This is a genomic window from Paenibacillus sp. ALJ109b, assembly GCF_010747435.1.
Classification (GTDB): domain Bacteria; phylum Bacillota; class Bacilli; order Paenibacillales; family Paenibacillaceae; genus Paenibacillus; species Paenibacillus taichungensis.
Genome location: NZ_JAAIFP010000039.1, coordinates 1 through 21,999 on the forward strand (window position 1 = coordinate 1; position 21,999 = coordinate 21,999).

The window sequence follows — 21,999 nt, forward strand, 5'->3', positions numbered from 1 at the left end:
CTGTTAGCGTTTCCATCGCCGTTCCCCCTCCTCTGATTTATAAAATAATCATACCTGATAGAGCGTTTTCAAAATACCAGCTGGATTTTAGAGAAAATCATATAAAAATGAGATATCCCCCTATAAAAACCGATATTATATCGATAAAATTAGTGATAATGACGCGGTCTATTATTTATTAATGAAATTAAAAGGGAATTTAATTTGAAAATGGTAATTAACGAAAACGTTTTATAGAAATCGTTTACTTTATGTAAAATTAAAAAGAAAAAAGGACCTCCAGGGTCCTTTCAATAGACTATAAGTTCGAAAACGTTTTTCAACTAATCAGGAGAAATCCCAACGATAGAAGGCACTACCCTCCGAACATGGGCTACTCCCGTTCCGGCTCTCCTGAAGAAGAATCCTTGGACTGTGATCTCGCAAGCTCTCTTGCATGTTTGTATGCGGAAGGTGATTCCCCTACATACTTCTTGAATTTGCCGTGGAAGTAATCCACGTTGGCATACCCCACTCTCGCGGCAACCTGGTGCACCTTTAAGCCTTCATCGAGCAGTTCCTTCGCCTTCTCCATTCGAACCTTATCGAGAAATGCATTGAAATATTCCCCGGTATGATTTTTGAACAACTTGCCCAGATAACTGCTATTGTAGTTAAATACCTCTGCGAGTACCTCAAGCTTGAGATTTTCGCCCGGATTACGACGGATAAATTCAATCATCTGTTTCAGTACCGTATCTTTGCTGCCTCCACCCATGCGTTGAATAAGACGATTGAGGTGTTCAGCAGCCATCACTTTGAGATCCAGCAACGTTAATTGATGGTAAACCTCCGTAATGAGAACGGAATGCTCTTGCATAAGGGATTGCATATGCTGATTGGTTGCTGCAAGTTTGTTAATCGCCAATGAAAAGACTTGAGAGAACGCCGTCTTAATCGCCTGTTCTGTCTGGTGATGTGGAATCAGTCGTTCCTCCATCTCCGTCAGCACACGCATCACGGACTCGCTACTTCGAATGTCGAGCGCATAATACAGCTTGTCCGCCAGCTCCGCTTCATCCGGTTCATCGCTTTCTTCCTCATTGACAACAATGGACCCAGAAGAAATCTTGCTCTTTTCGTCTTCGTTCCATAACATAATACGTTTTTCCGCGAACAGGAAACGTCCGCCCAATACACTGTTGGCCTGATTATAGGAATGGGCGATGTCTGCTGTGGAGTCTACTGGTTGACCTGCTGCCGCGTACATGAGAATATTCCACTCTCCCAGCAGCCCTTCCAACTCATCATATAAACTCTGGGCAGATTGTACAGTCAAAATAGGCTCTTTACATAACAGTCCCAGTCCGGAATGGAACGAAAACACAATGCCCCGATCTTTCTGGTCAAAAGCTTCCGCCAGTCTGCGTTTCACCACACTACCACGCTGTAAATCAGGTTCGGCATGCATCTCCAGCAGCACGACCTGATACTGCGACCAGTTCAACCCTAGAGCATTTGCTTCCATCGTTTCTGTACCTTCAAAAAGCAATGCTTCAATCTGATGCTCCCGGTAGGCCGTATCCTCACCAGCATGGCGGGCCAGTGTCTCACGTTCCCGTGTCAGCATCACAGAGATCCGCTCCAGCTCACTGATAATCTCCTCTTCATCCACCGGCTTGAGCAGATATCCATCCACGCCAAAACTAATGGCTTTCTTGGCATAATCAAAATCGGCGTACCCACTCAGGATTAGAAAATGCGAACCCGGATGGTGCTGCCGCACTTCCTCAATGACATCCAGTCCGGTCATGCCGGGCATGCGTATATCAATGATCGTCAAGTCCGGTTCCAACTCTTCGAAGCGGGTAATGGCCTCACGCCCGCTCGCAGCTGTAGCAATTACCTGAAAGCCGTATTTTTCCCAATCAATGATCGTTGTCAGTCCTTCACGTATGCTCGGTTCATCATCTACTAATAACACTTTATACATGCTGGTCTCCTCCTGCAGGCAAGGTGAAAGAAACCTCTGTTCCTTTCCCGTATACACTCTTAATCTGCAACCCATATGGCTCGCCGTAGGTCAACGTTAAACGTTGATGTACGTTACGCATGCCAATCCGGCTTTTCTCCTGCTCTTCCGGTCCACAGAGGAACTGCATCACTTCAGCCAGACGCTCCGGCGTAATGCCTGCTCCATCATCATCGACACACACTTGGACAACTTCCTCAACCAAACGAATATTTATATTCACACGGACCGTACCCTCTTTATTTTCCAAACCATGCACAATCGCATTCTCAACTAGAGGCTGAATAATCAAAGGAGGGATGTATATCTTCTCCACCTCCGGATCAATATGGATCTGGAAAGCAAGACGGTCTCCGTAACGAAATTTCTGAATTTCCAGATAAGAACGTACCATCTCCAGTTCGGCTCTGAACGTCGTTTTGCCGCTGCCAATCTCAAGGCTCTTGCGCATCAGTTTGCCTAGCAGCCTGACAATATTGGCAATCTCCGCCTCCCCTTTGATATGGGCTTTCATGCGGATCGACTCCAGTGCATTAAACAAAAAATGAGGATTGATCTGGCTGGCCATCATTTTCAGTTTAATCTCTTTCTGCGCGATTTCCAATTGATTGTTCTGTTCCGTTGCCTCTACCACTTGAGTCATCAGTTCATTAATGCTCTTCACCATGTAATTGAACTGCCTGGACAGTTGCCCGATCTCATCATTTCCATCAATGCGGGAAGTAACGTTAAGATCACCCAGTGCGAGCTTATTCAGGTGTTTACTAAGGCGTAACAATCGGTTCGATGTGAGAAATGAAATGATATATACAAGCAACAATGCAATGACCAGCACTAACGTAATAAAGAGCATACCGATCATGCTAATGGTATTCGCGTCTTTGACAATATTTTTGGTGGCAAAAACAGAAATGATCTTCAGGCTATTCATGCTCGATCCAGGACTGATCTCATCAATGATAATGTTGGATGGTTCGCCCTGAAAATCAGCTTCTAGTGTACCTTTGGCCTGGTTTTGCAGATCTACACCAAAATCAAGCTCGTTCAGCGTCTTACCCACAAGCTCGGTATTTTTGGCAGCAACCACATAACCCTGTTCGTCCGTAATCAACGTCTCGAACGGTTCCTGACGTAACAATCCATTCAGCTCATCCTGATTGATTACAATCATCAGTACACCCTCGGTCCGATATTCGGCAAAAGGCACTTTGCGCACCAGACTAAGCTTGTGCACCGGATTATCTCCCTTGTCAGGAATGTAGAACCAACCGATGCTTGTCGTTTGCAGCGCTTTCTGGTACCAGTAGCTCTCCTTGGTCTGCTTGTCCACCGGAATGAACTCCAGATTGTTGATCAGCGTCGGATTGGTCGAGTAAAACCGGATGCCCGCAACTTCACGGTACAGACGCTTGTATTCCTGAAAATCTTTGTATGCGAGGTACGCCGACGTCAGCTCCACAACGCTTTCGTAGCGTTTGTTCACAATTTCCTTCAATTCATTGTTGAACATCAGAATGTTGGAAATATCTGTGGGTACACGCAGCAGTGTGGCGGTCTGACTCTTTACCTTCTCCACGTTGTTGATCGTCTGTCCTATTGCATTGTCCAGCGCTTGCTTACGAAAGTATCCGGTTACAGCAAGTCCAATAATCAGTACCGGAATCATGACGACAAGTACATAGGATATGAGCAATTTATGCTTTAATTTAAGATTGTTGGATGTTCGAATGAGCCTTCTAAACATATCTGCACCTTCCGTCGCTTATAAGCGCTTACATATAAAGGTCAGTACATATTACGCCTGCCCTTCCAATTCATCATACCACATAACAGCAAAAGCCCTGCAAGAGGGCTTCAAAAAAAGGCTGTATGCTGAATGATAAAACAAACATGAAGCTTGAATAGCTATTTCTAATATAGGAAGGAAAACAGGTGGCTTAGCGGCTGCGTGCTGAGCGGAAACCATGTCCTTTGGCACGCAGCGCAACAATCAGAGCCACAAGTGATAGGAGCAGGATGGCCCAGGTAAAGGACGAGGCTCCCCATTGATTCAAAAGCACACCTCCCGCCAATCCACCAATAGCAATAGCGAGATTCCACACGGTCGTATTAATCGGCATAACGATATCTACACCCTGCTCCCCGGCAGCTTGGGCAAGGGCGGTCTGCAACAGTGTAGCCGCACCGCCAAATGTCAGACCCCAGAGCGCAACTGAACCAAAGACAACGCCAGCGTGCTCACTCCAAAGACCCAATACCAGAGAGATCAGGGCAAATCCCGCAAGACTGATGAGAACCAGCATACGCAACCAACGATCAATAAGAATACCTGTAACCCAGATGCCGACCAATGCCATCAGGCCAAACACAAGTAACATGAATCCAACCTTTGATTCCAAACCGACATCGGCAAGGAAAGGAGCGATATAGGTGTACAAAATATTATGAGCCAGCATCCAGGCCAGAACGACAGCCAGAATGGGAATGACGCCAGGGGTCAGCAGCACCTTTATTGAAGAAATGCGTTGATCAGCAGACTGTCCCGGATAATCGGGTACTTTCCAGAGCACCCAGAAAATCAGTACAAACGCCAGCAGCGACATCAGCCAGAATACCGAGCGCCAGCCCATAAAGGAACCGAGCAGTGTACCTGCAGGAACACCGAACGATAAGGCAATCGGTGTACCGATCATCGCAACAGCCATGCCCCTGCCTTTGAGATGATCAGGCACCATCCGTAGTGCATAGCTACCAATCAGTCCCCAGGAGACACCGGCTGCAACACCAGCAAAAAAACGAGCGACAAGTGTCAGTACATAGTTTGAAGAGAGGGCTGTAATGGTGTTGAAGATCAGAAAACCGATAATCGCCAGGAGTAAAAGCGGACGGCGTCGCCAGCCCCTTGTCAGCACGGCCACAGGTATGGCGGCAATGAGTGATCCTACTGCATAAAATGTGACAAGCTGCCCTGCCCCTGCCTCCGAGACTTGCAGTCCTTCCTTGATTTGCGGCAGCAACCCCGCGGGAAGAGTTTCAGTCATAATAGCTATAAAACCAGCCATAGCCAAGGCCAGCAACCCCAACCATGGGAAACGTTGATAAGATTTATCGGGCATCTGTGCAGCTCCTTTTTTAGATAATATAGGACATAGAATCGAATTATGGATCGATCATTCCTTATATTATCCACCCTCTACCACCTTGTCAACGACTTTTGGATCGATTAGTATATAATTAAGAAAAACGAGGGGGAATCTCTTATGGCAAGAACCGGACGTCCGCGTATTTTTGATCGGGATGAAGCTCTGTTGCAGGCAATGATGCTCTTTTGGGAACAAGGATTCGAGGCCACCTCATTGCTTCAGCTTCGAGCAGTCATGGGAGATATTTCAGCAGCCAGCTTCTATGCAGCCTTTGAATCCAAAGAAGCTCTGTATAAAGAAGCGGTAGAACAATATATGGGTACGTTTGGACGCGTTACAGAAAGTTTCTCGGATCTTACGCTATCTCCAAGAGAAGCGATTGAAACAACTTTAAGAAGTACCGCCAAAATGCAAACAGACAGCGCACATCCATCTGGCTGTTTAATTGTGCTGTCAGCCAGCACATGTTCTTCCAAAAACAATCATATCCGTGATATTACCGCCGATAAAAGAAAGCTGACTCGCAACCGTCTGCAGGAATGCATCCAGCATGCTGTGGAAATTGGCGAACTACCTGCCTCCACAAATGTCTCGATGCTGACCACCGTATTTGATACCTTTATGCAGGGTATTTCTACACAAGCCCGGGACGGCGTTCCTTATGCAACACTTGATCAGGCTATCACGGAAATCATGGGCATCTGGGACCTTGCTCAACAACCAGCATGACCTTACTTCCTAATGGTTGAAATGTTAGAACAGCCAAAAAAGGCACTCCCCGATTGGAAGTGCCTCTTCAGTATATCATTTATCCATGTGCCGTTATGGACGTGGTGTGTCTACCCCGTTCAGAATCAGCTTGGGATGAATATCTGCGCTAAGTGAAGCGGAAACTGCACAATACTTCTCTTCAGCCATTTGGATGGCTTTCCAAATCCGATAATCCGGAATATCGCCGTCTACCTTGAAGATCAGGTCAATGGCAGTAAAACCTTTCGGCATACCTTCACTGCGTGTACCCTGTGCTTCAATCTCAATGCCAGTAATTTTGTCCAGGAAAGCATCCAGAATCATCGTGATATCGATCCCCATACAACCTCCGAGACCTGCCAGTAACAATTCCATGGGTGTAGCACCCTTGCTGTCACCACCATAGGCTGCTGTGGCATCCATGCCAACCGCGTAGCCAGAGGGTCCTTCGGAAGTAAACGCGCGTTTGCCTTTCCATACCGTTGTTACATTCATGATGTTATCCTTCTTTCTTAGAATTCAGTAATTTGCTGCAAGAAACGACGTGTCCGCTCCTGGGTCGGGTGTTCAAAAAAGGCCTGTGGACTTGCTTCTTCCACAATCGATCCATCCGCCATAAAGACGATTTTGTTCGCCACATTCCGGGCAAACTTCAATTCATGTGTGACCACCAGCATTGTCATGCCTTCCTGTGCCAGTTCCTTCATAACGGAGAGCACTTCTCCCACCAGTTCGGGATCAAGGGCTGAGGTAGGCTCGTCAAACAGCATCACTTCAGGCTCCATGGCAAGTGCTCGAGCAATCGCTACGCGCTGCTGCTGTCCACCAGACAAACGGGATGGATATGCATCCTGCTTGTCCGACAGACCGACTCGATCCAGCAGAATCCGGCCGCGTTCGGCCGCTTCGTCCCGCTTGATTTTTTTCACAGTCACGAGCCCTTCCATCACATTGCCAAGCACCGTCTTGTGCGGATACAGATTGAACTGCTGGAATACCATGCCAGTCTGCCGACGGATTTCAAGTACCCGTGCCCGCTGGATTCGCTGCGAATCGGTACTGTCTACTACAACACCATTCACTTCAATCTTGCCGCCAGAGAGTTCCTCCAGGCCGTTCAGACAGCGCAGCAGCGTACTTTTGCCTGATCCACTGGGTCCCAGCAGAACAACAATATCTTTCGCATCGACATGCAGATCTATATTTGTGAGAACTTCATTTTTCCCAAAACGTTTGGTCAATCCTGTTGTTGTAATCAACGGTTCTCCCCTCCTATCAGTAAGCCCGGGCCAGCCGGCGCTCCACTTGTTCCAGAATGGCCGAGAATCCGATACTCATGATCCAGTAGATCACGCCAATCGCCAGATAAAACGGCATATTCACCGCATATTGTGATACAAGCAATTGTGCTGACCGCAACAACTCGGTGACACCGATCGCCGCCACAAGTGATGTTTCCTTCAGCATGCCAATAAAGGTATTGCCCATCGGCGGGATGGCAATGCGCACAGCCTGCGGGAAGATAATCCGTCTCATCGCTTGAGCCGGGGTCATTCCCGTTGCGTATGCAGCTTCCGTCTGCCCTTTCGGTACCGCCTGAATCGCTCCGCGGAACGTCTCCGACAGAAACGCACCTGCATTCAGACTCAGTCCCAGACATGCTGCGGTGAGCGATCCCAAGGTTACGCCATAATCGACCAGCCCATAATAAATGACGAATAATTGCACCAGCAGCGGGGTTCCCCGCATGATGGATACGTAGAAACGGGCGATCATTCTAAGCCACATCGGTCCTTTCAGACGCGCGATAGCGACGAGCACCCCGATGATAAAAGCAAAAAACATTGAAATTACAGTTACATACAGCGTGTAATACGCCCCCTTCAGAAAGAAGGGGATATTTTCAAATACCAATTCCATGGATCAAACTTCCCTTCGCCCTGCCGGTTCATTATTGCGCAGGCTCTTCACCAAACCATTTTTTGAAGATGGTATTGTACGTACCATCATCTTTCATGCTTTTGAGAGCATCATTCAGTGCTGCTACGAGTTCCGGATTGTCTTTGCGCACAGCAATACCTGCCTGGTCACTCTTAATCGGTTCACCTACAGCTTTGATTTTTAATCCGTTGGCATCCACAATGGGTTTCAATGCATACATGTTGTTGATTGTGGCATCAATCCGTCCAGCATTCAGGTCTTTGAGTGAAGAGATAACATCGTCATAGGTTTTAATCGTGAAGTCGCCCACTTTCGGCAGCACTTCGTTACGCAGATACGTTTCATCATTGGTACCGAGGCCTACACCGATCGTTTTTCCTTTGAAATCTTCCAGCTTGGTAATGTCATTGTTATCACTTTTCACAATAATTTTGACTTGGTTCGTAATATACGGATCGCTGAAATCAAGTACTTTCTTGCGATCATCGGTAATTGTCATCTGGCTGATGATGGCATCCAGCTTTTTGGCTTGCAGACTTGGTGTCAGGCCGGAGAACTCCTGGGATACAAATTCAACCTTAACCCCAAGACGCTTCGCAACCTCACGTGCGATATCTGCATCGTAGCCGTCCATTTCTTTCTTATCGTTCAGGAAGTTGTATGGAGCGTACGTGCCCATCATGCCCACTTTGATGACGCCAGCAGACTTGATCTGCTCCAGTTCATTGTTCGCCTGTGCTCCATTGCTGCTTCCATTGTCCGTAGCTTTACTGCCACAAGCGCTGAGAACCAGCACGGTCATTAGCAGCAGGGCTGTTAAAGTCCAGCCTTTGCGAGATTTCATTCCATATGATTTATTCATGTCATTAACTTCCTCTCATCCATGTAGTCATGTCTTGTTGAAACTTCTTTTCCTGTCTTCCTAAACCGCAGTTGTACCCATTATTCCCTGCTGCTGGCTTAATCATGTGAATATTTAATCCAGTTATTGAAAAGAAAGATCCAGGGCCAGCACACTTTATGTGCCGAGCAGTCCGTAAAACTCAAAGCTTGCCGCTTCCGCAGCTAACGTCGTTGCTGACATTGATGAGAACTCGCTGTGAAGCTCCTCCGAACCAAACAGCCAGCGCGTAATCATGCCTTCAATCATGCTAACCAGGAGCGCAGCACGGAGCGGTACATTCATGGAATCAGGCAGCATGCCCAGCTCAATGGCCCGTTGCATGTTGTGGCGAAACGCCTGTTCTACTGCCCCCCGTGTCTCCTCGACCAGACGGCGTACCGAATCCTCTGACACGATACCTTTAAGCAACAATTCCATAAAATAACGATTGTCCTCTGCAAAGGAGAATAAGTCGGTAAACAGTCGTTCCGAAGCTCTTACCATATCCTCAACCGATCCGGCATCCTTGCGGTAGCCTTGTCCAATCGCTTCAAGCAACTTCTCCCTGCCGGTTAACACAATCTCCGAGGCAATGGCTTCCTTACTTTTAAAGTGCCAGTAAAAAGTGCCTTGCGCGACGCCCGCTTCCCGGACGATATCGGAAATTTTCGTCTGATGGTAGCCCTGGGTCGCAAAACGTTCCATCGCTATGCGTATAATTTGGTCCCGGCGTTCTTCTCCGGGTTCCAAATGATTGTTTTTAGACATTTGCCTATCCTCCCGATTGATCAGTCAGTCAGTTAATGTATATCCTATTGGATAACTAGGTTTTTGTCAATATGGTTTTAAACAATTCATTACGAGCATAAGTTGAAGTTGAGCGCATTTGTGATCATAATAGATGATAGCCTTGTTCTAATGAGCGGGCATTGTCACGCAGGACAGCCTATATGCTGTCATCTGCATTTCAAGGAGGAAGAGAATTGGACTTTATATCATCGATTATTATGGGCATCATCGAAGGTTTGACTGAGTTTTTGCCCGTGTCCTCGACCGGACACATGATTCTGACTGCCCACTTGCTGGGATTATCGGAGGACAACGAGTCAGTCAAAACGTTTGAGGTGGTTGTGCAACTCGGAGCTGTACTAGCTGTCGTTGTGCTGTACTGGAACAAATTCATTGATATGTTCCGCTTCACCGGAGGCAAAAGGAGCTACACCTCCCGTCTGAACCTCATACATATCTTTTTGGCGATGGTTCCTGCCGTGGTCATTGGACTTGTATTCCGGGATTGGATTAAGGCGCATCTGTTTGGAGCACAAACGGTGCTGTACAGTCTTGTTATTGGTGGTATTCTGATGATTGTCGCTGAACGTTGGAGCCACCGCAGCGAACGCATTACAACCCATGATGTAGACGATATTACGTATAAACAGGCATTTGTAGTGGGTCTTTTTCAGATTCTCGCATTATGGCCAGGCTTCTCCCGTTCCGGTTCGACAATCTCGGGCGGTCTGTTCGCGGGGGTAAGCCGGGTTGCTGCAGCGGAATTTACATTCCTGGTATCTGTGCCGATTATGATTGGAGCCACAGGATATGATCTATACAAAAGTATCGATCATCTGAATACCAGCGATTTCCCAATCTTCGCGATTGGATTCATTGCCGCATTTATCGTAGCCATGCTTGCCATTAAGACGTTCCTATCCATTTTGAAAAAACTGAGTCTGACCGTCTTTGCAATCTATCGCTTCGTGCTGGCAGCCGTATTCTTTATCATTTTAATGACGTAACCCTATCTTCAAGTCATGTAACAAAAAAGCCAATGGCAACCTGTTCCCTTCGGAACCAGGCTGCCATTTTTAATTTGCACAATCTCATCAACAAATGATTTCATTTCTGAACCACACCCTACCCCCTCGTCCAGATAACATAAACACCCCCTATCAGCGATAGGAGGCGTTCCATATAACTACTGCGATCTAAACGAACTGATTATGGTTATACCTTGGACTCCAAAGTCTGCAGGTACTCCGAGATTTGAGCAGGCGTTTTTGCCCATTTGCTGTGCAGATGTGCAATTTTCTTGCCATTTTGGAATACGAGCAGGCTTGGAATGCCGCGTACACCGTTCTCTTCAGCAAACGGCAGAAACTCTTCTGCATCCAGTGCATAGAAGGTTTTATCCGCATGCTGGTCGATCACGTCCCCGATAAAGCGATCCAGGTTTTTGCAATCCGGACACCAAGTTGTATCAAATTTAATGACGGTCAGCCCGTCAGAATTGATTGTATCGCGATATTGTTGTTCACTTTGAATTCTTTCCATATGTCTTCTCTCCCTTATTTGATTCTTTATGGTTGACCTTCATTGTACCTCGTATAGTTACAATTGAAAATAGGCTACCAACGTTTAACGGTGCTGCTTGTAGAGATTGGCGGGACTTAGCTCCCGTATTTCGTTAATCTCCGCAGCCGTAAGTGGTGCAGATTCCGAAGCAGCAATATTATGCAACAATTGCTCTCTCGAACTGGCACCTGGCACGACAGCCGCAACAGCGGGATGTGCCAAAGCATAACGAATGGCCGTTTGAGCCATGCTGCGATTGTCTGTAACCAACCGGCTCAGGCCTTCTCGTATGATGTGCAACTCCTCAGGAGTATAATCCAAATAACCCTTATCTGCCTTGGCAGCACCAGAATCGGCGAGAACCCCACTTGCCACAGGTCCACGAGCGATAACGCTAATCCCCTTTTGCTCTAATAAAGGTAATACTTCCTCTTCGGCCCGGCGATCCGCAACGCTGTATTGATTCATCACGCTGACAATGGAAGCTCTCTGCACATATTCACGAATCACGTTAGGCCGGATGGAGGATATGCCGTAATACCGAATAAGACCTTCCTGCTTCAGTTCCTCAAAGGCTTCGATCGTCTCTTCGATTGGATCATCCAAAGTGCCACCATGCAGCTGATACAGATCAATATAATCCGTCTGCAGCCGTTTCAGGCTGTCTCGTACAGCTTGTTTGATATAGGCTTTGGACGGGTCCCATGACCAGCCTTCTTTTCCTGGTATGCGACGATTACCAACCTTGGTCGCCACAATGACCTGATCCCGGCGTCCCTGGATAGCCTGGCCCACGATTTCTTCGTTTAATCCAGCATCATACAGGTCAGCGGTATCCAGAAGATTAACGCCATGATCCAATGCTTCATGAATCAAGGCTACGGCAGGTTTCACTTCGGTTCCAAGCGACATGCAGCCTAGACCAATTTCACCTACCATGAGTTCGGATGAACCCAGACGATTTTTCTTCATATGTTGTACATCCCCTTCCATACGTTCTGCAAGTTTCCATTGTATCATTCTTGCTGGCAAAAATCGCATGTAACATATGAGCACACACAAAAACCCGGGACCATACCAGCTCCGGGCTTCTCATGCTAATTGACTCCTATATCAAAATCTATTTTAAATCACACGTGAACCTTTTTTGCTTCCATAAGACGGGTTTGAAGATGAACTTGAATTTTTCATCAGTCCTGACACCGTACTGAACAGCTTATCCCTTGCCTGTTTGTTCCTCATCAAGTAAGTCACGCCTGCTCCAATGGCTGTTACAATAATTCCACTTTTTTTAGACATATGTTGTTCCTCCTTCAGGATTAATGTACATCGTGTCTTGCTTGAGATTACCCTCTAGGAGAAAAACGAAACGTCTGATGTAATCGCTAAAATTAGAGAATGGCTATTATAACTTAAAAAGATGGCCACCTGAGAATTCAGGAGCCATCTTCTAACGTGCAGTATAAGTATAAGTCGAAATCATCGTTACTACTGTATAACCTGCCTGGTCATAACAATCGTCCAATCAATCAGATGGTGGTGCGACATGAGTCATTTCCTCATGTTTGTACGTGGATCCATCCGCAGTCAGGTAGAAATGCCCGATCGGATGCAGATCTTCATCCAGTTCATAGACCAGCGGAATGCCTGTCGGGATATTAAGCGCCATTACGTCTGCTTCGGACATTTGGTCCAGATGCATAACGAGTGAACGGAGCGTATTGCCATGCGCGGAAATGAGTACTCTTTTGCCCGCTGACACAACCGGTTTGATCTCTGCATTCCAATACTCCAGCACCCGTTTCGATGTATCCATCAAATTCTCGGTACGCGGGATGGTGCAGCCCAGCCGTTGATACTTGTCCTGATCCTGAACATACCGATCGTCAGTTTCGTCCAGCGCTGGGGGAGATACGCTAACGGAGCGTCTCCATTCCTTCACCTGATCCTCACCGTACTTCAGAGCAGTCTGCTGTTTATTCAGTCCTTGCAGTGCCCCGTAGTGACGTTCATTCAACTTCCACGTCTTCGTGATCGGAATCCACATCCGGTCCATCTCATCAAGTGCAATATCCAGTGTTCGAATGGAGCGTTTGAGTACTGAAGCATAAGCGTAGTCAAAATCAAAACCCTGTTCCTTCAGGATCTTTCCCGCTTTACGCGCTTCTCCGTATCCATCGGTCGTCAGATCCACATCCGTCCAACCGGTAAAACGGTTCTCCACGTTCCACATACTCTGTCCATGGCGTATCAATACGACTCTGTACATAAGCGTGAATCCTCCTTCCATGAAACCATTACCCGCAAGGCGAGCCGGATATGCCCATGATATTTGAAATTATTAATAGTACGGTGCCATCATCAGATATACAACTACACCCGTGGAACTCACGTAGAGCCAGATTGGCATCGTCCAGCGAGCAATTTTACGGTGTTTCTTCAATTGATTCGTCCAGCCCCATACCAGAGTGAACAAAGCAAGCGGCACAATAATCGCTGCCAGAATGCTGTGTGTGATCAGAATGAAGAAATAGATGGAACGAATAATGCCTTCTCCGCCGTATTTGGACGTTTCCGGAGACAGATAGTGGAACGACAGATACGTAACGAGAAATAAAAGGGTTGTTGAAAATGCAGCAAGGATGAAACGTTTGTGCAATTTCACATTCCGCTTAATGATGGCAATCAGGGCCGCCAGCAGGAAAATGAAGGTGAAGCTGTTGAACACGGCGTTAAACCGTGGCAACACTGTAATGTCAAAGGCTACATCGCCTTTGTATCCGATCGACGGTGCAAAGAACAACAATAAAATAATGACATTGGCGATAATGGAAATGGTAATAATGAGACCTGCAAAATTTTTATTACTGGTCGGGGCAATCTGATTGGATTGAATGTTCGGGTCCCCTTTGTCCTGTTTGCCCAATGAAAAATCCTCCTCATATCCTAACTTCTATGTTCTATCTCATTATATCTTGCCATTTCTCGACTGTTAAGTGACAACACTCTGAACAAAAGGCTCGCCAGGTACCCTTAAAATGCCCACATAAGGCCATTTTCATTAAAAGCACACCTTCACTGGTTTACCCCATCCTGTATTTGTGGTATAATTAATGCAATTAATCAAATACGCGTTGAACTGGAGGAGCCTGTCACCAAGGGCCCTCCTTGTCTTTTTTAAGGCATAAAGCGGCACTTTTACAAGCGCCGTTTTATGCCTTTTTCTGTTCTTGAGGCCTGGAATGATGCGCCCTTGGACTGGTAATCCTATATACGCTACTGCTGGAGAGGAGTACACCTATGGAATTTATTTTGGTTCTTGCACTTATTTTGATTTTCACCAAGTTGGCTGGTGATTTATCCGTAAGACTTGGTCAGCCATCGGTATTGGGCAAATTGATCGTTGGTGTTATTCTTGGTCCTGCCATGCTCGGTTGGGTGCAACAAAGTGATTTCGTCCATTACATGGCTGAAATCGGGGTATTGCTGCTCATGTTCATTGCCGGACTTGAGACGGATCTGGAGCAGTTGAAGAAAAATTGGAAGGCAGCCTTTGCGGTTGCCGTGGGTGGTATCATTCTGCCATTCATCGGAGGTTATGGCGCTGCCGCTGCGTTCGGTATGTCGCAGACACACGCTTTGTTCTTTGGACTGTTGTTCTGTGCCACTTCGGTCAGCATCTCGGTTCAAACGCTCAAAGATATGAATCAGCTCAGCTCTCGTGAGGGTACAACGATTCTTGGAGCCGCTGTCGTCGATGATGTACTGGTTGTTGTCATCCTCGCTGTCATGATGAGTTTACTCGGAACAGGGGCAACTGATACTTCAATCCCTCTGCTCATTGGCAAGAAGCTGCTATTCTTTGTTGTCATTATCGCTGCCAGCTGGTTCCTTGTTCCTCGCATTATGAAGTGGATGGCACCGCTGAAGGTCACGGAGACCGTTATTACAGCCGGATTAATCATCTGTTTTGGCTTTTCGTACTTTGCGGAATGGATGGGTGTTGCAGGCATTATCGGGGCCTTTGCGGCAGGTATCGCCATCTCACAAACGAACTTCAAACATGAGGTCGAAACGAAACTTGAACCGATCGCGTACGGGATTTTTGTTCCGGTATTCTTTGTAAGCATCGGTTTGAACGTGACTTTTGACGGCGTGGGTTCACAAATCTGGTTCATTATCGTTATCAGTCTGATTGCCATTGTAACCAAGCTTCTGGGCGGAGGAGCAGGTGCGCGTCTGACCGGATTTGATCGCTCATCTTCCCTCGCCATTGGAGCAGGCATGATTTCCCGGGGTGAAGTTGCTCTTATTATTGCTTCCACCGGACTTGCTTCCGGATTACTCGACAGCGAATATTTCACCAGTGTGGTTATCATGGTTATCGTTACAACGCTGGTAACGCCACCTTTACTCAAAATCACCTTTGCTCGCAAAAAAGGGGAAACTCGTGTTGAAAAAGGGATTGAGGAATCCCATCTAAGCGGGTAAATAAAATTATTATCAGCTCACCGTGATGTTGCGGTGGGCTTTTCATTTTTCAAGGGAGTTAATTAAACACAACAAAAAAAGACCGCTCCATTAACAAGAGGTCTTTATCCTCGCCTGTTCATAACAGGCTGTCCCATTTTAAGTTAACACACCTACGTAAAAGCCGATCGATATAAAGACAACACACCATATAAACGCGCCAATGCTGGAGACAAGGACGTATCGTCCTATTGCCATGCGGCTGATTCCGGAGAAGCAGCACATCAGATGACGTATACCTGGAATGAAGTAGCCCAGTATGATGGACCAGTACCCGTATTTCAAAAACCAGGACTCCACCCTGCCCAGCCGTTTGGCGTTGACCCCCACCCATTTACCATATTTCTCAACCAGTGGTCGGCCGGCCTTCTTGCCAATGGTGTAACTCAGAAGACCTCCAGTAAACGCTCCACCAAAACTGACAACGATGGACACCGAATAATTCAGCACCGAGATGGAGGCGAGATAACCGACAAAGGTCATCATCACCTCATCCGGAATAGGCATGCCAATCACGCCAAGAGCCAGCAGTCCGTAAATTGCGAAATAACCATATTGACCAATAAATTCTCTTGCAAATTCCATACTGACTCGCTCCTTATTTCGGTTCCACAATATCCTTCTCATGGGGGGCTAGCACTTGTTTTAGAGACGGGAATCGGATTTGGCTAACCATTAGACCGGATAATACGATAATGACAAGATAGGCTACACCATGAGTAAAATAAGGACTCCAGAGCGCGAAAAAGGACATAAGACCGCCTGCAAACGTAATCGGCATACCCACAAAACCATGGCTTGCTGTCTTCTGGCAATTGTAACGGGCGAGACGCAATGCACCACAAACCGGGAATAATGCTGTCAGCGCCATACCCAGTGCACTTACCTCATTCATGGAGTTCAAATATAGGATCAACACGGGTGCGGTGCCGAACGAAACAACATCAGCCAATGAATCCAGCGCTTTGCCGAATTCCCCTTCACAATGCAGCTTGCGGGCTGCAAACCCGTCAAACAGATCAAAGAACATAGCTACCCAGATCATTGTCACGGCTAGCGCAAACTCGCCATGAATAGCCATAATGACAGCCAACATGCCTGAAGTTAAGTTGCCCAACGTTAGAATGGACGGTAAAGATTTCATAGACTTGACTCCCCTTCGTACTAAGCATTAGGAAAAATAATATAAAAACGGACTCCGTCCGGCGTGTTCTCCACGCCATAACTGCATCCATGCAAATCGAGAATCTGCTTCGCGATGGCCAGGCCAAGCCCGGTCCCCCCCATTTTGCGATTACGTGAGCGTTCCACGCGGTAGAATCTTTCCCAGATGTACTGCCGCTCCGCTTCCGAGATCTGCTCACCCTGATTCTCGATGGAGATTCGAACCTGCCCTTCCGGCCTGCTGATCTCAATCATAATATCGGTCTTAGGGACAGCATGACGTATAGCATTCATCATCATATTATAGATGACTTGCTCCAACTTGCTGCGGTCTCCCTCAACGGTCTGCTCGGTGGTGGAGACCAATACGACTTCCAGTTCCTTTTCCTTCAATTGCGGGCCCAGACGTCCGGCAATATCTTCGATCATATCTCCAAGAGCCACTGCATCGGTGTTCAGCTTAATCGCTTGGGATTCCAACCGTACCAGATCCAGCATCTCTTCGACCATCGTTTCCATCTTGACCGCTTCATCGGCAATGATCTCGATGTAACGCTCACGTTTGCTCTCACTGACACCATCTTTCAGCCCTTCGGAGTACCCTTTGATAATACTGATAGGTGTTTTGAGTTCATGGGATGCATCGGCAAAAAACTCTCGCTGACGCTGTTCAATCCGCTGCTTCATCTCCATATCGGTGCGCATCTGACTGTTCGCCTGCCTTAGTTCTTCCAACGTCTGACCCAATGTCGTGGATAGCGCGTTGAGACTATTGGACAGACTGCCAATTTCGTCATTGCGGCGGATGGGCGATTTCACTGTGAAATCAAGGGTCGACATCTTTTTGGCAACATGGTTCAGGGCAAGCAACGGCTTGGTGACAATTCGGGACAGAAGCAGGGAAAGGAACACAATCAGCACAAATGCAGCAATACCAAAATACGCATAAAATAGTTGTGTAGCTTCACTCGCCTCCCTCATCTCCTGCAGGGAAGTCAGGGAAAAAATGAGCTGCTGCTGGGGTCCGGAGCTGTGCACCGGAGCAATGGTAAGCACATTTCGTACACCACTCCAGCTATCGGTCCATTCCTCATTAATCATTTTTCCATTGGCGAGACTGAGCTGGTCTTCCGTAGATAGTGGGAAGCGGCTATCCAGCGCCTGCACGAGCAGACCCTGTCTCTGACTCCATGTCCCCAGGTTGGGAAGAACAACGTCCTTCAATGTTCCTGACCATTCTTCTACCGGCTCCGTTAACTCCTGAAAATCTTCCGTTCCGCTGACCACGGAGTTCTGATCCTTTATCTTCAGCGGATAGACCATAGGATCATTCATTCCACTTGCCGAGCCTGTAACGGTCAATTGCTGACCATACTTCAAGTGTGAAGCAAGCCATCCTGCGTTCTCACTGTTGATAAACAACGACAGCGATATATTTACCTGCTTGCCATCTTCTTGCAGAAGCACGATGTGGAATGGGTCATTGACCAGCTTACCTGTATTCGTCAGGATGACCAGATGTGACTGATTCTGCCGCATGAACTTCCCGGTTTCCTTGGCCAGCTGCACATCGTTCCAATGTCCAGTGGAATATTGTTGTTCGAATTTCGTCAATTTTTTCTTAATGCTGCTGATCTTCTGATGTTGGTAAAAGTCCGGGAACCAAACCAGTTGAGCAATCACCGTTGTTCCATATAGAAGAAGCAGAAATCCGGCCATGACCAGAAACAGTTTCATCGTTACACCGTTACGTCTCATGCCTCGGCCTCGAATCGATAACCGGTACCGATAACCGTTCGGATACACTTGGCTTCATCCCCAAGTTTGCTGCGAAGCTTTTTGATATGGGTATCCACCACACGCGAATCACCCTCAAAATCATATCCCCATACCCGATTAAGTATGGCATCACGGGAAAGTACAATTCCCTGATTGCGGGTTAAATACAGCAGAAGGTCATATTCTTTGGGAGCAAGCTCCACTTCAATTCCATCCTTCTCAAGCCGCCGCGCCCATGGATCAAGAGTGGCACATCCAAACCGGATCACACTCTGCTCCTTGCTAACGGCACCCTCTACTCGCTTCATTAATGTCTCTGCACGTGCCACCAGCACACGAGGACTGAATGGCTTCGTAACATAATCATCCACGCCGAGCTGGAAGCCATGGATCTTGTCATCATCTTCCGATCGGGCAGTCAGCATTATAATAGGTACGGTCGACTGGGAACGAATATGCCCACAGAGGGTCCATCCATCCATTTCAGGCATCAGCACATCCAGGATGACCAGATCCACTTCATGCAGTGCCAGCAATTCCAGCGCCTCTACCCCATGTTCTGCTTCAATAACGTTCCATTGTTCTTTTATGAAATAATCGGCCACAATCTCACGAATGCGGCTTTCGTCTTCCACCAGAAGCACTGTTCTGACCATGGCCGACTCTCCTTTTAGCATTCTGTTGTTAACATAACGATTCCGTGTGTCGTCCGTGTGTCCAGCCATGTTCTGGAATGAACTCCATCTTATATACGATTAATATATACCAAAAGTTACTAAATTCCATACGTTTTCGCACAAAAAAGAAGCCGCCAACGAGCAATCCTCTGCTCATTGACAGCTACTTCCGGCTGAGACCACGTTTTTCTCCGCGATTACACACTACATGTGCGCACCGCTTAGCGTTGATTCTCCAGTCGGTGTGCTACATGCAACGTTGGGCCAACAAAGCGGTTCAGCGGGAATCCGCCAGCAATCGCTTTGGTCACGAAGGCTTTACCTTCACGTACAGCCTCTTTTACGGTAAGACCGCGCGCCAAACCTGCGGTAATTGCCGCAGATGTGGTGCAGCCTGCACCATGTGTATATCCGGAGCCAACAACATCGGCTTCAAACCATTCGTAGTTCGTTCCGTCATAGAGAAGATCCATTGCTTTACCCGGGTTAATAACGCCTCTGTCCTTGATCAGGACATGTTTCGCCCCATGATCGTGAATGACAGCTGCTGCAGCTTCCATCTGCTCCTTGGAGCGGATCAGTCCACTTTTCGCGAGCTGGGATGCTTCAAACAGATTCGGGGTAACCAAGTCAGCACCCGGCAACAGGAATTCGATCATTGCTTCTGTATTCTCAGGTTGCAACACTTCGTCCGTACCTTTGCAGACCATTACCGGATCGATAACGATCTGTGGCAGTCCGCTCCGGCGGATGTGCTTCGCAACCAATTCAATGATGTCTACAGAACCCAGCATGCCCGTCTTCATTGCATCAAAGCCGATACCATCCAGAACGGTGCGCAATTGAGCCTCGACTACATTTAATTCCACAGGAAAGACCTGGTGATCCCACGTATCAGGCTCCATAGCCACAACAGTAGTCAGCACAGTCATGCCATACACACCAAGCTCCTGAAAAGTTTTCAAATCTGCTTGAATCCCAGCACCGCCGCTCGTATCCGAACCAGCGATTGTTAATGTTTTTGGAATCGTCATGGTAGTTGCATTCTCCTTCGTCCTTCAGTTGACATTATCCTATCCCTTGTAAGAGCAGATGTCAATGGCATGTGAAGCCATACGGAGTATGGTTTCCAAAGGAATCAGTTCACATCTTTTGTCTCCAGACGAATCATGGACAGCGAAGCAATCCACAGTCCGATCGCCCCCAGTGTTAATGGAATCACGATAACCGTGTTGATGGAGAACGTTGGACCGTTGAATCCTGAACACACCACAAGCACAAGCAGAATGGATGATACCAGTGTGGTCGTGACCGAATGTTTGCGCATTCCGAAGAATAGAGGGATCAGAGCCATGGCCGCAGCGGACAAGGAACTAATCGTGTACTTCAGCAGCAGTACCAGTGCATCACTCATCGTCAAAGTGTCGGGAATGAAGGAGTAGAATTGGTTTGTGATAACCAGCAAGGCTCCCATCAGCAGATCGGTAAACAAAATCATCACAAAGGTAAAAATAAAGATGATAATCAACTTGGCAGCAATGATTTTCTGGCGCTTGATCGGATAGGTAAACATGACGTTCATCGTTTTATTTCGATATTCACTAATAATCAGTTTCGCTATCAGCGCACCGCCAAAGATGATAAACACGGCTCTGGCAAACGTATCTATTAACATGAAGGAGACGTGGTAATCGGCAAAAGCGTAATCTTCAGCCCCCAGATCGGTGAATCCAATCATGATGAGAAACAGGATAAGGGCGAGATTGGCGATACCTGCCGTTCTGAAATTTCGGGCAAACCGATGTTTGCGCAGTTCCAGCTGGATCAGTTTAAGCAACGTCCCCATCCCCTTTCATTAAGCTCATGAAGTGTTCTTCCAATGAATGAGCCCGCTTGAAAATGGATTCAATCTCAACGCCATGCCCGATCAGCTTGCTTGTCAATTCCGATGGAGCAATGCCCGGATCATAGATGCGTACGGTATGGTCATCGATCATTTTATAATTTTTCAACCCCAGCTGATGTTCCATCACATAGGTCGCTTTACGCGGGTCCAACGTTTGCAGCTCAATGTACTCGCTGTGGCTCCCACGGATGCTGTCCATCGATACTTCTTCAACCAGTCGCCCATTTCGTATGACGCCAACAGTGTCTGCAACCTGTTCGATTTCCCCAAGGATATGGCTGGAGATCAACAAGGTAATGCGATACTGGGAGCTGAGACGTTTGAACAAATCGCGCATCTCCTTGATTCCTACAGGATCGAGCCCATTGATCGGTTCATCCAGAATGAGCAGTTCTGGTGTTGTGATCAGCGCACGAGCGATGCCCAGACGCTGTTTCATTCCCAGAGAGAAGTCACGAACAGGCTTCTTGCCTGTGTCCTTGAGACCTACACTTTCCATCATGTCGTTAATGACCTTCTTGTTATGAAACCCCATGTATTCACAATGGAGATCCAGATTTTCCTTGGCGGACAGATTATCGTAGAAAAAAGGATATTCAATAATGCTGCCCATTCGTTTCAGCAATTCATAGGAAGTAGGCGTGAGCTTTTCTCCGAACAACTCAATCTCGCCTACAGTCGGCTTCACGAGGTTGGTCAACATCTTCATCATCGTTGTTTTCCCCGCTCCATTCGGACCAAGAAACCCGTAGATCTCCCCTTGCTTGATACTCATATTGACGTTTGATACAACTTCTGCCCCTGCATACGTCTTGGTCACACCTATGGTCCGCGCAATATATGTCATGTTCTTTATTCTCCTT

The 21,999-nt window shown here is 47.3% G+C and carries 23 protein-coding genes; 3 read left to right on the forward strand and 20 right to left on the reverse strand.

Annotation, left to right across the window (positions count from 1 at the left end):
- Positions 1-373 precede the first annotated feature (373 nt).
- The 3 genes from G3352_RS29550 to G3352_RS29560 all read right to left on the reverse strand — a co-directional run bounded on the left by G3352_RS29550 (position 374) and on the right by G3352_RS29560 (position 5,127).
- Positions 374-1,972: a response regulator transcription factor gene (locus G3352_RS29550; protein WP_163761567.1), complete on the reverse strand. Its 1,599-nt coding sequence runs from the start codon at positions 1,970-1,972 to the stop codon at positions 374-376.
- Entirely contained in the window at positions 1,965-3,755 is a 1,791-nt protein-coding gene (locus G3352_RS29555) for a sensor histidine kinase (RefSeq protein WP_163761568.1), read from the reverse strand. The genes G3352_RS29550 and G3352_RS29555 overlap by 8 nt, the downstream gene beginning before the upstream one ends.
- A gap of 193 nt (positions 3,756-3,948) precedes the next feature.
- Positions 3,949-5,127: an MFS transporter gene (locus G3352_RS29560; protein WP_163761569.1), complete on the reverse strand. Its 1,179-nt coding sequence runs from the start codon at positions 5,125-5,127 to the stop codon at positions 3,949-3,951.
- Positions 5,128-5,271: 144 nt separating this feature from the next.
- Between G3352_RS29560 and G3352_RS29565 the strand changes: the two genes are divergently transcribed.
- On the forward strand, positions 5,272-5,883 hold the full coding sequence (locus G3352_RS29565) for a TetR/AcrR family transcriptional regulator (RefSeq protein ID WP_163761570.1): 612 nt from the start codon (positions 5,272-5,274) through the stop codon (positions 5,881-5,883).
- A 93-nt stretch (positions 5,884-5,976) separates the two neighbouring features.
- On the opposite strand, the gene G3352_RS29570 is transcribed toward G3352_RS29565, so the two are convergent.
- The 5 genes from G3352_RS29570 to G3352_RS29590 all read right to left on the reverse strand — a co-directional run bounded on the left by G3352_RS29570 (position 5,977) and on the right by G3352_RS29590 (position 9,496).
- Positions 5,977-6,399, reverse strand: coding sequence for an OsmC family protein (locus tag G3352_RS29570; RefSeq protein ID WP_053780142.1), 423 nt, complete (start codon positions 6,397-6,399; stop codon positions 5,977-5,979).
- A gap of 17 nt (positions 6,400-6,416) precedes the next feature.
- Positions 6,417-7,163: an amino acid ABC transporter ATP-binding protein gene (locus G3352_RS29575; RefSeq protein ID WP_163761571.1), complete on the reverse strand. Its 747-nt coding sequence runs from the start codon at positions 7,161-7,163 to the stop codon at positions 6,417-6,419.
- A gap of 16 nt (positions 7,164-7,179) precedes the next feature.
- On the reverse strand, positions 7,180-7,824 hold the full coding sequence (locus tag G3352_RS29580) for an amino acid ABC transporter permease (RefSeq protein WP_024631428.1): 645 nt from the start codon (positions 7,822-7,824) through the stop codon (positions 7,180-7,182).
- A 31-nt stretch (positions 7,825-7,855) separates the two neighbouring features.
- Positions 7,856-8,689, reverse strand: coding sequence for a substrate-binding periplasmic protein (locus G3352_RS29585; protein ID WP_163761572.1), 834 nt, complete (start codon positions 8,687-8,689; stop codon positions 7,856-7,858).
- A 174-nt stretch (positions 8,690-8,863) separates the two neighbouring features.
- Positions 8,864-9,496 carry a TetR/AcrR family transcriptional regulator gene (locus tag G3352_RS29590; protein WP_163761573.1) on the reverse strand — a complete coding sequence of 211 codons (633 nt, stop codon included), beginning with the start codon at positions 9,494-9,496 and terminating at the stop codon, positions 8,864-8,866.
- 239 nt (positions 9,497-9,735) lie between these two features.
- Here G3352_RS29590 and G3352_RS29595 point away from each other — a divergent pair, with 239 nt between their 5' ends.
- On the forward strand, positions 9,736-10,524 hold the full coding sequence (locus tag G3352_RS29595) for an undecaprenyl-diphosphate phosphatase (protein ID WP_240343288.1): 789 nt from the start codon (positions 9,736-9,738) through the stop codon (positions 10,522-10,524).
- Positions 10,525-10,732: 208 nt separating this feature from the next.
- Here the strand turns inward: G3352_RS29595 and G3352_RS29600 are convergent, their stop codons facing one another.
- The 5 genes from G3352_RS29600 to G3352_RS29620 form a co-directional block, all read right to left on the reverse strand.
- Positions 10,733-11,059 carry a thioredoxin family protein gene (locus G3352_RS29600; protein ID WP_024631432.1) on the reverse strand — a complete coding sequence of 109 codons (327 nt, stop codon included), beginning with the start codon at positions 11,057-11,059 and terminating at the stop codon, positions 10,733-10,735.
- An 84-nt stretch (positions 11,060-11,143) separates the two neighbouring features.
- Entirely contained in the window at positions 11,144-12,052 is a 909-nt protein-coding gene (locus G3352_RS29605) for an aldo/keto reductase (RefSeq protein WP_163761575.1), read from the reverse strand.
- A gap of 153 nt (positions 12,053-12,205) precedes the next feature.
- Positions 12,206-12,379, reverse strand: coding sequence for a hypothetical protein (locus tag G3352_RS29610; protein ID WP_163761566.1), 174 nt, complete (start codon positions 12,377-12,379; stop codon positions 12,206-12,208).
- 226 nt (positions 12,380-12,605) lie between these two features.
- Positions 12,606-13,349, reverse strand: coding sequence for a 2,3-diphosphoglycerate-dependent phosphoglycerate mutase (gene gpmA / locus G3352_RS29615; RefSeq protein ID WP_063566542.1), 744 nt, complete (start codon positions 13,347-13,349; stop codon positions 12,606-12,608).
- 72 nt (positions 13,350-13,421) lie between these two features.
- Positions 13,422-14,006 carry a DUF420 domain-containing protein gene (locus tag G3352_RS29620; protein WP_170867957.1) on the reverse strand — a complete coding sequence of 195 codons (585 nt, stop codon included), beginning with the start codon at positions 14,004-14,006 and terminating at the stop codon, positions 13,422-13,424.
- 374 nt (positions 14,007-14,380) lie between these two features.
- Here G3352_RS29620 and G3352_RS29625 point away from each other — a divergent pair, with 374 nt between their 5' ends.
- On the forward strand, positions 14,381-15,571 hold the full coding sequence (locus G3352_RS29625; RefSeq protein ID WP_163761576.1) for a cation:proton antiporter: 1,191 nt from the start codon (positions 14,381-14,383) through the stop codon (positions 15,569-15,571).
- A 138-nt stretch (positions 15,572-15,709) separates the two neighbouring features.
- Here the strand turns inward: G3352_RS29625 and G3352_RS29630 are convergent, their stop codons facing one another.
- The 7 genes from G3352_RS29630 to G3352_RS29660 all read right to left on the reverse strand — a co-directional run bounded on the left by G3352_RS29630 (position 15,710) and on the right by G3352_RS29660 (position 21,983).
- Positions 15,710-16,195, reverse strand: a complete 486-nt coding sequence (locus G3352_RS29630) for a DedA family protein (RefSeq protein WP_053780148.1) — start codon at positions 16,193-16,195, stop codon at positions 15,710-15,712.
- Between the two features lie 13 nt (positions 16,196-16,208).
- Positions 16,209-16,754 (reverse strand): CDP-diacylglycerol--serine O-phosphatidyltransferase, encoded by a 546-nt coding sequence (gene pssA / locus G3352_RS29635; protein ID WP_063566539.1) that lies wholly within the window; start codon positions 16,752-16,754, stop codon positions 16,209-16,211.
- A gap of 20 nt (positions 16,755-16,774) precedes the next feature.
- On the reverse strand, positions 16,775-18,580 hold the full coding sequence (locus G3352_RS31645) for an ATP-binding protein (protein WP_163761577.1): 1,806 nt from the start codon (positions 18,578-18,580) through the stop codon (positions 16,775-16,777).
- Entirely contained in the window at positions 18,529-19,209 is a 681-nt protein-coding gene (locus tag G3352_RS29645; RefSeq protein WP_076291204.1) for a response regulator transcription factor, read from the reverse strand. Before G3352_RS29645 ends, G3352_RS31645 begins: the two co-directional genes overlap by 52 nt.
- 242 nt (positions 19,210-19,451) lie before the next feature.
- Positions 19,452-20,264, reverse strand: coding sequence for a bifunctional hydroxymethylpyrimidine kinase/phosphomethylpyrimidine kinase (gene thiD, locus G3352_RS29650; RefSeq protein ID WP_063567104.1), 813 nt, complete (start codon positions 20,262-20,264; stop codon positions 19,452-19,454).
- A 104-nt stretch (positions 20,265-20,368) separates the two neighbouring features.
- Positions 20,369-21,067, reverse strand: coding sequence for an ABC transporter permease (locus tag G3352_RS29655; RefSeq protein ID WP_163761578.1), 699 nt, complete (start codon positions 21,065-21,067; stop codon positions 20,369-20,371).
- Positions 21,060-21,983, reverse strand: coding sequence for an ABC transporter ATP-binding protein (locus G3352_RS29660; protein ID WP_163761579.1), 924 nt, complete (start codon positions 21,981-21,983; stop codon positions 21,060-21,062). Before G3352_RS29660 ends, G3352_RS29655 begins: the two co-directional genes overlap by 8 nt.
- Between the last annotated feature and the right edge of the window lie 16 nt (positions 21,984-21,999).